The sequence below is a fragment of the Streptomyces sp. A0592 genome (genome assembly GCF_004795115.1).
Classification (GTDB): Bacteria; Actinomycetota; Actinomycetes; order Streptomycetales; family Streptomycetaceae; genus Streptomyces; species Streptomyces erythrochromogenes.
In genome coordinates this window covers 149,866-161,638 of sequence record NZ_SSBM01000013.1, presented here as the reverse complement: position 1 = coordinate 161,638, position 11,773 = coordinate 149,866, and the positions used below count along the sequence as shown (strand labels likewise).

Genomic DNA, 11,773 nt, shown 5'->3' with positions numbered 1-11,773 from the left:
GATGTCGAAGCTGGGAGATCTCGGCGCCAGGCTGTACCGCGGTGAGGTCGGCTACGACTTCGTCGGAAAGCGCTTTCTCTGGTACGGCGTTTCCATCCTGATCACCATCACGGCGATCGTCGCCCTGGCCGTACAGGGCCTGAACATGGGCATCGAGTTCAAGGGCGGAGCCGTCTTCACCACCCCGAAGACGGCCGTCTCGGTCGCCAAGGTCACGGAGGACGCGGAGAAGGCCTCCGGCCACGACGCGATCGTCCAGGAGCTCGGCACAGGCGGCATGCGCATCCAGATCTCCGGTCTGGACACCGACGCCGCGGCCGACGTGAAGAAGCAACTGGCCGCCGACCTCAAGGTGACCGAGGCCGACATCAACGCCGACCTGGTCGGCCCCAGCTGGGGCGAGCAGATCGCGAACAAGGCCTGGACCGGCCTCGGCGTCTTCATGGTCCTCGTGGTGATCTACCTCGCCATCGCCTTCGAATGGCGCATGGCCGTCGCCGCGCTGATCGCCCTGATCCACGACCTCACCATCACCGTCGGCGTGTACGCGCTCGTCGGCTTCGAGGTCACCCCGGGCACCGTGATCGGCCTGCTGACCATCCTCGGTTACTCCCTCTACGACACCGTCGTCGTCTTCGACGGTCTCAAGGAGGGCTCGAAGGACATCACCAAGCAGACCCGCTTCACCTTCAGCGAGATCGCCAACCGCAGCATCAACGGGACCCTGGTCCGTTCGATCAACACCACGGTCGTGGCGCTGCTCCCGGTCGCGGCCCTGCTGTTCATCGGCGGCGGCTTCCTGGGCGCCGGCATGCTGAACGACATCTCGCTGTCGCTGTTCGTCGGCCTCGCGGCCGGTGCGTACTCCTCGATCTTCATCGCGACCCCGCTGGTCGTGGATCTCAAGGAGCGCGAGCCGGCGATGAAGGCGCTGAAGAAGCGGGTGCTCGCCAAGCGCGCGTCCGCGGCGGCCAAGGGCGAGTCCCCGGACGACGCCCAGGGCTCCGACGGCGAGCCGCAGGTCGTGTCGCAGGGCCGGCAGCAGCCGGGGCGGCGACGTTGACCGCACAGCTGTCGGACGACGTACGGGCCCTCCTGCTCAGCCGGATCAAGGACGTGGCGGACTACCCGAAGCCGGGGGTGATGTTCAAGGACATCACCCCGCTGCTGGCGGACCCCGAGGCGTTCGGTGCGCTGACCGGCGCGCTCGTGGAGCTGGCCGGGCAGTACGGCGCGACGAAGATCGTCGGGCTGGAGGCGCGCGGGTTCATCCTCGCGGCCCCGGTGGCGGTGCAGGCCGGGATCGGCTTCGTGCCGGTCCGCAAGGCCGGCAAGCTGCCCGGGGCGACGCTCGCGCAGTCGTACGAGCTGGAGTACGGCACGGCGGAGATCGAGGTCCATGCCGAGGACCTGTCGGCCGGTGACCGGGTCATGGTCATCGACGACGTGCTCGCCACCGGCGGTACGGCGGAGGCCTCCCTCTCGCTGATCCGGCGGGCCGGGGCCGAGGTCGCCGGCGTGGCGGTCCTGATGGAGCTCTCGTTCCTCCCCGGCCGCGCCAAGCTGGCCGGGTCCCTGGCAGGTGCTCCGCTGGACGCGCTGATCGTGGTCTGAGCGGTCCGACCGCGCCCACCCCGTACGAGACGGCGGGCATCCGGAATCCTCCGGGTGCCCGCCGTCCGCGTGCCCGGGCCGTTGCGAAGGGCTCGGCGAACGGGGTGACCGAACCCTCGCTACGATGGGTTATCCGGACCGGACACGGGCACCGGATCCTCCCCCAGACTCCGTCCGGGGGAACCCCGTGAGGAGCGCTCTTGCCAGACGAGGTCCAGCCAATCTCCGCCGCGCAGCCCGACCCGCAGGCCGAGCCGGCCACGGCGGCCGCCGCCACGCCCCCGCCGGCCCCGCCGGTCAAGCCCGCCCCGAAGCCGGCGCCGGTCAAGCCCGCGCCCGCGAAGTCGGCTGCGTCCTCCAACCGGGTGCGCGCCCGCCTGGCCCGTCTCGGCGTGCAGCGTTCGAACCCGTACAACCCGGTACTGGAACCGCTGCTCCGCATAGTCCGCAGCAACGACCCGAAGATCGAGACGTCGACGCTGCGCCAGCTCGAGCAGGCCTACCAGGTGGCCGAGCGCTGGCACCGCGGCCAGAAGCGCAAGAGCGGCGACCCGTACATCACCCACCCGCTCGCGGTCACCACCATCCTCGCCGAGCTCGGCATGGACCCCGCCACCCTCATGGCCGGTCTGCTGCACGACACCGTCGAGGACACCGAGTACGGCCTGGAGGACCTGCGCCGCGACTTCGGCGACGCCGTGGCGCTGCTCGTCGACGGCGTCACCAAGCTCGACCGGGTGAAGTTCGGCGAGGCGGCCCAGGCCGAGACCGTCCGCAAGATGGTCGTGGCGATGGCGAAGGACCCGCGCGTCCTGGTCATCAAGCTCGCCGACCGGCTGCACAACATGCGCACGATGCGCTACCTCAAGCGGGAGAAGCAGGAGAAGAAGGCCCGCGAGACCCTCGAGATCTACGCCCCGCTGGCGCACCGCCTGGGCATGAACACGATCAAGTGGGAGCTGGAGGACCTCTCCTTCGCGATCCTCTACCCCAAGATGTACGACGAGATCGTGCGCCTGGTCGCCGAGCGGGCGCCCAAGCGGGACGAATACCTCGCCGTCGTCACGGACGAGGTCCAGGTGGACCTCAGAGCCGCCCGGATCAAGGCCACCGTGACGGGCCGCCCCAAGCACTACTACAGCGTCTACCAGAAGATGATCGTCCGCGGCCGTGACTTCGCGGAGATCTACGACCTGGTGGGCATCCGCGTCCTCGTCGACACCGTCCGGGACTGCTACGCGGCCCTCGGCACGGTGCACGCGCGGTGGAACCCGGTCCCGGGCCGGTTCAAGGACTACATCGCGATGCCCAAGTTCAACATGTACCAGTCGCTGCACACGACGGTCATCGGGCCCAGCGGCAAGCCGGTCGAGCTGCAGATCCGCACCTTCGACATGCACCGCCGCGCCGAGTACGGCATCGCCGCGCACTGGAAGTACAAGCAGCAGACCGTGGCGGGCACCTCCAAGGTCCGCACCGACGTCCCGCAGGCCGCCAAGGGCAGCGCCGGCCAGGACACCGTCAACGACATGGCCTGGCTGCGCCAGCTGCTGGACTGGCAGAAGGAGACCGAGGACCCGGGCGAGTTCCTCGACTCGCTGCGCTTCGACCTCTCGCGCAACGAGGTCTTCGTCTTCACCCCCAAGGGCGACGTCATAGCGCTGCCCGCCGGAGCCACCCCGGTGGACTTCGCGTACGCCGTCCACACCGAGGTCGGCCACCGGACGATAGGGGCCCGGGTCAACGGCCGCCTGGTCCCGCTGGAGTCGACCCTCGACAACGGCGACCTCGTCGAGGTCTTCACCTCGAAGGCCGAGGGCGCCGGACCGTCCCGCGACTGGCTGGGCTTCGTCAAGTCCCCCCGCGCCCGGAACAAGATCCGCGCCTGGTTCTCCAAGGAGCGCCGCGACGAGGCCATCGAGCACGGCAAGGACGCCATCGCGCGGGCCATGCGCAAGCAGAACCTGCCGATCCAGCGCATCCTGACCGGCGACTCGCTGGTGACCCTCGCGCACGAGATGCGCTACCCGGACATCTCCTCCCTGTACGCGGCCATCGGCGAGGGCCACGTGGCCGCGCAGGGCGTCGTGCAGAAGCTGGTGGCGGCCCTCGGCGGCGAGGAAGCGGCCAACGAGGACATCGAGGAATCGATCCCGCCCGCGCGGGCCCGCAGCAAGCGGCGCAGCAACGCCGACCCGGGCGTCGTCGTCAAGGGCGTCGACGACGTGTGGGTCAAGCTGGCCCGCTGCTGCACCCCGGTGCCGGGCGACCCGATCATCGGGTTCGTCACGCGCGGCAGTGGCGTATCGGTTCACCGTGCGGACTGCGTCAACGTCGACTCCCTCTCCCAGCAGCCCGAGCGGATGCTGGAGGTCGAGTGGGCGCCCACCCAGTCCTCGGTCTTCCTGGTCGCCATCCAGGTCGAGGCGCTCGACCGGTCCCGGCTGCTGTCGGACGTCACACGGGTCCTGTCCGACCAGCACGTCAACATCCTGTCGGCGGCCGTCCAGACCTCCCGCGACCGGGTGGCCACCTCGCGGTTCACCTTCGAGATGGGCGACCCCAAGCACCTGGGGCACGTCCTGAAGGCCGTCCGCGGCGTCGAGGGCGTCTATGACGTCTACCGCGTCACCTCGGCCCGCAGGCCGTAGGAGACAGAGCGAGGGCCCCGGTACGGATCTCCGTACCGGGGCCCTCGTCGTGCACGGGCGGCCGAATCAGCCGCCGAACTCCTCCAGGCCCTTCAGCGCCTGGTCCAGGAGGGCCTGGCGGCCCTCCAGCTCGCGCGAGAGCTTGTCGGCCTTGGCGTTGTTGCCCGCCGCGCGCGCCGCGTCGATCTGCTCACGCAGCTTGTCGACGGCCGCCTGCAGCTGACCCGTCAGACCGGCCGCACGGGCCCGCGCCTCCGGGTTCGTACGGCGCCACTCGCCCTCCTCGGCCTCCTGGATCGCCCGCTCCACCGCGTGCATCCGGCCCTCGACCTTCGGCCGGGCGTCGCGCGGCACGTGGCCGATGCCCTCCCAGCGCTCGTTGAGGGAGCGGAACGCCGCGCGGGCCGCCTTCAGGTCCGTGATCGGGACGAGCTTCTCGGCCTCGTCGGCCAGCTCCTCCTTGAGCTTCAGGTTCTCGATCTGCTCGGCGTCACGCTCCGCGAACACCTCGCTGCGGGCCGCGAAGAACACGTCCTGCGCACCGCGGAAACGGTTCCACAGGTCGTCCTCGGCCTCGCGCTGCGCCCGGCCCGCCGCCTTCCAGTCCGCCATCAGCTCGCGGTAGCGGGCGGCCGTCGGACCCCAGTCGGTCGACTTCGACAGCGACTCGGCCTCCGAGACCAGCTTCTCCTTGACCTTGCGGGCGTCCTCGCGCTGCGCGTCCAGCGAGGCGAAGTGCGCCTTGCGGCGCTTGGAGAAGGCGGAACGGGCGTGCGAGAACCGGTGCCACAGCTCGTCGTCCGACTTGCGGTCCAGGCGCGGCAGGCCCTTCCAGATGTCCACCAGGGCGCGCAGCCGCTCGCCGGCACTGCGCCACTGGTCGCTCTGCGCCAGCTGCTCGGCCTCGGCGACCAGCGCGTCCTTGGCCGTCCGGGCCTCGTCCGCCTGCTTGGCCTTGGCGACCTTGCGCTCCTCGCGCCGGGACTCCACGGTCTCGACCAGCTTGTCCAGCCGCACGCGCAGGGCGTCCAGGTCGCCCACGGCGTGGTGCTCGTCGACCTGCGTACGCAGGTGGTCGATCGCCGTCTGGGCGTCCTTGGCGGACAGATCAGTGGTCCGCACCCGCTTTTCGAGGAGGCCGATCTCGACCACCAGGCCCTCGTACTTGCGCTCGAAGTAGGCCAGGGCCTCCTCGGGGGTGCCCGCCTGCCACGATCCGACGACCTGCTCGCCATCGGAAGTACGCACGTACACGGTGCCCGTCTCGTCGACTCGGCCCCACGGGTCGCTGCTCACAGCGCCTCCTCCACCTGATGCCTGCGAGGGGTTCACCCCCTGGGCATCGTCCACAGTTTCCTGGGGCGGGCAGCGCCCGCCCTGCACAACGCCAACATAGGCGACCGCCGGGCCGGCTGTCCGCATCCCGCACGACGGAATCTCGGCGCACGGGCGCGGGCCGGCCGGCCCCGGGGTCGCGTCACCCGTCAGTTCTGGGTGACCGTGCCCTTCTCGATCTTGACCTCGTTCTTCGGCGCACCGTCCTGGCCGCCGTCGACCGTGCCGGCCTTGGAGATCTCCTCCAGGACCTTCAGTCCCGCCGCGTCGATCTTGCCGAACGGCGTGTAGGTCGGCGTCAGCGGGCTGTCCTTGTAGACCAGGAAGAACTGGCTGCCGCCCGAGCCGGGCTGGCCGGTGTTGGCCATCGCCACCGTGCCGGCCGGGTAGATCACCTGGCCCTGCTCGTTGGCCTTGCCGAGGGAGTCCAGGTTCTCGTCCGGGATGTTGTAGCCCGGGCCGCCGCGGCCGGTGCCCTCGGGGTCGCCGCACTGGAGCACGAAGATCCCGCCGGCCGTCAGCCGGTGGCACTTGGTGTTGTCGAAGTAGCCCTTGTCGGCGAGCGACTTGAACGAGTTCACGGTCTGCGGGGTCTTCGCCGCGTCCATCGCGAAGTTGATGTCACCGGCGCTGGTCTTCAGCGCGAAGGTGTACTTCCCCTTCTGGTCGATGGCCATCTCCGGCGAGGGGGACTGCTTGGGCTCCGGCGGCGTTGCCGAGGCCGACGGGTCCGCCGCCGCGTCCTTCGTGTCCTTGTCCGAGTCGAAGACGCCGCCCACGATCAGGCCGACCAGCGTCGCGATCACCACGGCGACCACCGCGCCGATCACCGCCGCCCGCTGACGGCCCTTCTTCCGGGCCTCGGCGCGGCGCTTCTGCTGGCGCTCGTACTTCTCCCTGGCGAGCTGTCGCCGCCGCTGATCGCTCGTGACCACCGGGTCGTCTCCTTGTACGTGTCTGATACTGCTGTCCGGGCTGGGATAGGCCGTACCGTATATGGGTTCGCTGTGTAATGAGCGGCGCCGGTAGGCTCTGAGCAGCAGGATTGAAGACCTGCAGCCTCCCGCCGGACGACGATTGAGGACGAACGTGCTGATTGCCGGGTTCCCCGCAGGCGCTTGGGGCACCAACTGCTACGTGGTCGCCCCCGCCGCCGGCGAGGAGTGCGTCATCATCGACCCGGGCCACCAGGCCGCCCAGGGTGTCGAGGAGACGCTGAAGAAGCATCGGCTCAAGCCCGTCGCGGTCGTTCTGACCCACGGCCACATCGATCATGTGGCCTCGGTGGTCCCGGTGTGCGGAGCACACGACGTACCGGCCTGGATCCACCCCGAGGACCGCTACATGATGAGCGATCCGGAGAAGGCCCTCGGCCGCTCCATCGGTATGCCCCTCATGGGCGAGCTGACCGTGGGGGAGCCGGACGACGTCCGCGAGCTGACCGACGGCGCCGCCCTGAAATTGGCCGGAATGGACTTCTCCGTGGCGCACGCGCCGGGCCATACCAAGGGGTCGGTGACCTTCCGGATGCCCGAGCTGACCGACATCCCGCCGGTCTTCTTCTCGGGCGACCTGCTCTTCGCCGGCTCCATCGGACGAACCGACCTGCCGGGCGGCTCCCACGCCGAGATGCTCGATTCGCTGGCCCGCGTGTGCCTGCCGCTCGACGACTCGACCGTGGTGCTGTCCGGCCACGGTCCCCAGACCACCATCGGCCGTGAGCGCGTGACCAACCCGTACCTGCGGGAGGTCGCCGCCGGCCTGGCAGCGGACCCGACAGCCGCTCCACGACGAGGAATGTGACGAAAGCTTCGTGGCTACTTTCAAGGCCCCCAAGGGCACGTACGACCTGATCCCGCCGGTTTCGGTCAAGTATCTGGCGGTGCGCGAGGCCATTTCCGCGCCCCTGCGCAACTCCGGCTACGGCTACATCGAGACCCCCGGCTTCGAGGACGTCGGCCTCTTCGCCCGCGGAGTGGGCGAGTCCACCGACATCGTCTCCAAGGAGATGTACGCCTTCGAGACCAAGGGCGGCGACCAGCTCGCCCTGCGCCCCGAGGGCACGGCCTCCGTACTGCGCGCGGCCCTGGAGGCCAGCCTGCACAAGCAGGGAAACCTGCCGGTCAAGCTCTGGTACTCCGGTTCCTACTACCGCTACGAACGCCCGCAGAAGGGCCGCTACCGCCACTTCTCGCAGGTGGGCGCCGAGGCCATCGGTGCCGAGGACCCGGCGCTGGACGCCGAGCTGATCATCCTGGCCGACCAGGCCTACCGCTCGCTCGGCCTGCGCAACTTCCGGATCCTGCTGAACTCGCTCGGAGACAAGGAGTGCCGCCCGGTGTACCGGGAGGCGCTGCAGGGCTTCCTGCGAGACCTGGACCTGGACGAGGAGACCGTCCGCCGGGCCGAGATCAACCCGCTGCGCGTCCTCGACGACAAGCGGCCCGACGTGCAGAAGCAGCTTGTCGGCGCGCCGGTGCTGCGCGACTACCTGTGCGACGCGTGCAAGGCGTACCACGAGGAGGTGCGGGCGCTGATCACGGCGGCCGGGGTCGCCTTCGAGGACGACGAGAAGCTGGTGCGCGGGCTCGACTACTACACCCGCACCACCTTCGAGTTCGTGCACGACGGTCTGGGCTCGCAGTCCGCGGTGGGCGGCGGCGGCCGCTACGACGGCCTGTCCGAGATGATCGGCGGACCGGCGCTGCCGTCGGTGGGCTGGGCGCTCGGCGTGGACCGCACGGTCCTGGCCCTGGAGGCCGAGGGCGTCGAGCTCGACATCCCGGCGTCCACGTCGGTGTTCGCCGTCGCACTGGGCGAGGAGGCCCGCCGAGTGCTCTTCGGCAAGGTCACCGAGCTCCGCAAGGCCGGTGTCGCGGCCGACTTCTCGTTCGGAGGCAAGGGCCTCAAGGGCGCGATGAAGGACGCGAACCGCTCCGGCGCCCGCTTCGCCGTGGTCGCCGGCGAGCGCGACCTGGCCGACGGCCTGGTCCAGCTCAAGGACATGGAGTCCGGGGAGCAGTCAGCGGTGGCCCTGGCCGAGCTGATCGACACGGTCAAGGCCCGCCTGGCCTGACGGCTGCGGCGGGAACGCGTCAGGACGGGGCCGGGGATCCTTCCCCGGCCCCGTCCGTTCACAGGCTCGTACGGCACAATGGCCCGTGCTTGATCACCTTGCAGATGTGGAGCGGGCGGTATGACGACACGAAGCACGGACGCGGACACCGCCGGGGGGACGACCTTCGGGGCCAGTCGGGCGCTGGCCCTGCTGCTGGTGATCACGGGGGCCGCGGGCCTGCTCGCCGCCTGGGTGATCACGATCGACAAGTTCAAGCTGCTGGAGGACCCGAACTTCACCCCGGGCTGCAGCCTCAACCCGGTCGTCTCCTGCGGCAACATCATGAAGAGCGACCAGGCGGCCGTCTTCGGCTTCCCGAACCCCATGCTCGGCCTCGTCGCCTACGGCATCGTGATCTGCGTCGGCATGAGCATCCTGGCCGGTGCCCGGTTCCGCCGCTGGTACTGGCTCACCTTCAACGCCGGCACCCTCTTCGGCGTCGTCTTCTGCGCCTGGCTCACCTACCAGTCGCTCTACAACATCAACGCGCTGTGCCTGTGGTGCAGCCTGGCCTGGGTCGCCACGATCCTGATGTTCTGGTACGTCACCTCGCACAACGTCCGCGCGGGCCTGCTGCCGGCGCCGGGCTGGCTCAAGAGCTTCTTCGAGGAGTTCACCTGGGTGCTGCCGGCGCTGCACATCGGGATCATCGGAATGCTGATCCTCACCCGCTGGTGGGACTTCTGGACCTCCTGACGGCGGGCGGCCCTGTCGGTGGACTCGCTTAGGCTTCCCATGTGGAACCAGACCTGTTCACCGCCGCCGCCGAAGAGCGCCAGGAGAAGGACCCCGCGAGCTCGCCGCTCGCCGTCCGGATGCGCCCGCGCACCCTGGACGAGGTCGTCGGCCAGCAGCACCTGCTGAAGCCCGGATCGCCGCTGCGGCGGCTGGTCGGGGAAGGGGCCGGCGGCCCGGCCGGTGCCTCCTCGGTGATCCTCTGGGGCCCGCCCGGCATCGGGAAGACGACCCTCGCCTACGTGGTCAGCCAGGCCACGCAGAAACGCTTCGTGGAGCTCTCCGCCATCACGGCGGGCGTCAAGGAGGTGCGCGCCGTCATCGAGGGCGCGCGCCGCGCGGCCGGAGGCTACGGCAAGGAGACCGTCCTCTTCCTCGACGAGATCCACCGCTTCAGCAAGGCCCAGCAGGACTCCCTGCTGCCGGCCGTCGAGAACCGCTGGGTGACGCTGATCGCCGCCACCACGGAGAACCCGTACTTCTCGATCATCTCCCCGCTGCTGTCGCGATCGCTGCTGCTGACGCTGGAACCGCTGACCGACGACGACCTGAGCGCGCTGATGCGGCGCGCGCTCACGGAGGAGCGGGGCCTGGCCGGGGCGGTGACCCTGCCCGAGGACGCCGAGGCGCACCTGCTGAGGATCGCCGGCGGTGACGCCCGGCGGGCGCTGACCGCGCTGGAGGCGGGGGCCGGATCGGCCATCGCCAAGGGCGAGGACGAGATCACCCTCCGGACGCTGGAGGAGGCGGTCGACCGGGCGGCGGTCCGCTACGACCGGGACGGCGACCAGCACTACGACGTGGCGAGCGCGCTGATCAAGTCGATCCGCGGCTCCGACGTGGACGCCGCGCTGCACTACCTGGCGCGGATGATCGAGGCCGGCGAGGACCCCCGGTTCATCGCGCGCCGGCTGATGATCTCCGCCAGCGAGGACATCGGCCTGGCCGACCCCACGGCGCTGCCGATCGCGGTGGCCGCGGCCCAGGCGGTGGCCATGATCGGCTTCCCGGAGGCCGCGCTGACCCTCTCGCACGCCACGATCGCCCTGGCCCTCGCCCCGAAGTCGAACACCGCCACGACCGCGATCGGCGCCGCACTGGCCGACGTACGGGCGGGCCTGGCGGGGTCCGTCCCGACGCACCTGCGGGACGGGCACTACAAGGGCGCGGCGAAACTCGGGCACGCGGTGGGCTACGTGTACCCGCACGACGTGCCGGGCGCCATCGCCGCCCAGCAATACGCCCCGGACGAGATCCACGGGAAGCGGTACTACGAGCCGACCCGCTACGGCGCCGAAGCGCGCTACGCGGACGTGGTGGAGAAGGTCCGCGAGCGCCTGCGGGGGACCGACCGCGGCTGAGGCGTCCCCGGCGGGGCCGCCCCGGCCGGCGGTACTAGGCTGCCCGGGTGACCACGGACCTCCCCACCTGCGCCTGCTGCGGCGACGCGCTCGGCGACGAGCGCCGCATCGACTTCGGTTTCAACCTGCCCGACGCCGCCCTCGGGGCGCCGGAGGAGGACCTCCACCGGCTCGGCGTGCGCGCCCTGCTCCGGGTGGACGGGGTCGGCTCCTTCATCCGCTGCCTGCTGCCCGTCCGGCTGACCCACGACACCGAGCTGGTGCTCGGGGCCTGGGTGGAGGTGGACGACGCCACCCTGCGGCGCGCCCACGAGCTGTGGGAGCAGCCCGGCTACGCGGACCTGTCCGTCGAGGGCACCTTCGCCAACCGGATCCAGCCCTGGGGCGACGATCTGCTCGGCGCCCCGGTCACCGCGAAGGTCGCCGATCCGGAGGAGCTGCCCTGCGTCGTCGACGTGCGCCACCCGGTGGCCTCGCGCGTCCTGACGCGGACCTGGGACCGCGACCACGTCCTCAGCCGCTTCCCGTACCCGCTGCCGGTGGACGTGCGCACCGACCTCGGCGGCCGCTGGTCGGTCCTGCGCACCGCCGGTCTCAGCGCCTCCTTCGCCGACGGCGCGGACCACTTCACGGCCGAGGACCGCAGCGCCTCCGTCAGCCTGATGCGGGACGACGTTCCCGGCCGGGCCCCCGCGGACTTCCTCACCGCGCTGCTGGCCGGCGCCCCCGACACCCGGCCCGCGCAGCGCGTACGGGAACCCCTGGGCGGGGGAGTGCGGTACGCGTTCTGGCTGACCCCGCAGGACAGCGGCCGGCCGCGGCACGAGTTCTACGGCATGGCCGTCACCCCCGGCATCGCCGCCGGGCTCCACTGCTCCTTCGAGGACGCCGCCGACCTGGCCTGGGCCCAGCGGATCTGGCGCTCGCTCGACCACGCCGTGAACACCCTCTAGCCCGGC

At 70.7% G+C, this 11,773-nt stretch carries 10 protein-coding genes; 8 read left to right on the top strand and 2 right to left on the bottom strand.

Annotated elements, in window-relative coordinates; genetic code table 11:
- Window position 1 precedes the first annotated feature (1 nt).
- The 3 genes from secF to E6U81_RS20605 all read left to right on the top strand — a co-directional run bounded on the left by secF (window position 2) and on the right by E6U81_RS20605 (window position 4,265).
- A complete protein-coding gene (secF, locus tag E6U81_RS20615; RefSeq protein ID WP_136231576.1) occupies window positions 2–1,063 on the top strand; it encodes a protein translocase subunit SecF in 1,062 nt (353 codons plus the stop codon).
- Window positions 1,060–1,614 carry an adenine phosphoribosyltransferase gene (locus E6U81_RS20610; protein ID WP_037632259.1) on the top strand — a complete coding sequence of 185 codons (555 nt, stop codon included), beginning with the start codon at window positions 1,060–1,062 and terminating at the stop codon, window positions 1,612–1,614. Before secF ends, E6U81_RS20610 begins: the two co-directional genes overlap by 4 nt.
- Window positions 1,615–1,814: 200 nt before the next feature.
- Complete coding sequence (locus E6U81_RS20605) at window positions 1,815–4,265, top strand: bifunctional (p)ppGpp synthetase/guanosine-3',5'-bis(diphosphate) 3'-pyrophosphohydrolase (protein ID WP_136231575.1); 2,451 nt, start codon at window positions 1,815–1,817, stop codon at window positions 4,263–4,265.
- Between the two features lie 66 nt (window positions 4,266–4,331).
- Here the strand turns inward: E6U81_RS20605 and E6U81_RS20600 are convergent, their stop codons facing one another.
- A complete protein-coding gene (locus E6U81_RS20600) occupies window positions 4,332–5,561 on the bottom strand; it encodes a DUF349 domain-containing protein (RefSeq protein WP_136231574.1) in 1,230 nt (409 codons plus the stop codon).
- 188 nt (window positions 5,562–5,749) lie between these two features.
- Window positions 5,750–6,535 carry a peptidylprolyl isomerase gene (locus E6U81_RS20595; protein ID WP_136231573.1) on the bottom strand — a complete coding sequence of 262 codons (786 nt, stop codon included), beginning with the start codon at window positions 6,533–6,535 and terminating at the stop codon, window positions 5,750–5,752.
- A 154-nt stretch (window positions 6,536–6,689) separates the two neighbouring features.
- Here E6U81_RS20595 and E6U81_RS20590 point away from each other — a divergent pair, with 154 nt between their 5' ends.
- The 5 genes from E6U81_RS20590 to E6U81_RS20570 all read left to right on the top strand — a co-directional run bounded on the left by E6U81_RS20590 (window position 6,690) and on the right by E6U81_RS20570 (window position 11,767).
- Entirely contained in the window at window positions 6,690–7,403 is a 714-nt protein-coding gene (locus E6U81_RS20590; protein ID WP_136231572.1) for an MBL fold metallo-hydrolase, read from the top strand.
- Window positions 7,404–7,413: 10 nt separating this feature from the next.
- Window positions 7,414–8,676 carry a histidine--tRNA ligase gene (gene hisS, locus E6U81_RS20585; protein ID WP_136231571.1) on the top strand — a complete coding sequence of 421 codons (1,263 nt, stop codon included), beginning with the start codon at window positions 7,414–7,416 and terminating at the stop codon, window positions 8,674–8,676.
- 120 nt (window positions 8,677–8,796) lie between these two features.
- On the top strand, window positions 8,797–9,414 hold the full coding sequence (locus E6U81_RS20580; RefSeq protein ID WP_136231570.1) for a vitamin K epoxide reductase family protein: 618 nt from the start codon (window positions 8,797–8,799) through the stop codon (window positions 9,412–9,414).
- Between the two features lie 41 nt (window positions 9,415–9,455).
- Window positions 9,456–10,814, top strand: a complete 1,359-nt coding sequence (locus E6U81_RS20575) for a replication-associated recombination protein A (RefSeq protein ID WP_136231569.1) — start codon at window positions 9,456–9,458, stop codon at window positions 10,812–10,814.
- Between the two features lie 47 nt (window positions 10,815–10,861).
- A complete protein-coding gene (locus E6U81_RS20570) occupies window positions 10,862–11,767 on the top strand; it encodes a DUF2199 domain-containing protein (protein WP_136231568.1) in 906 nt (301 codons plus the stop codon).
- Window positions 11,768–11,773: the final 6 nt, after the last annotated feature.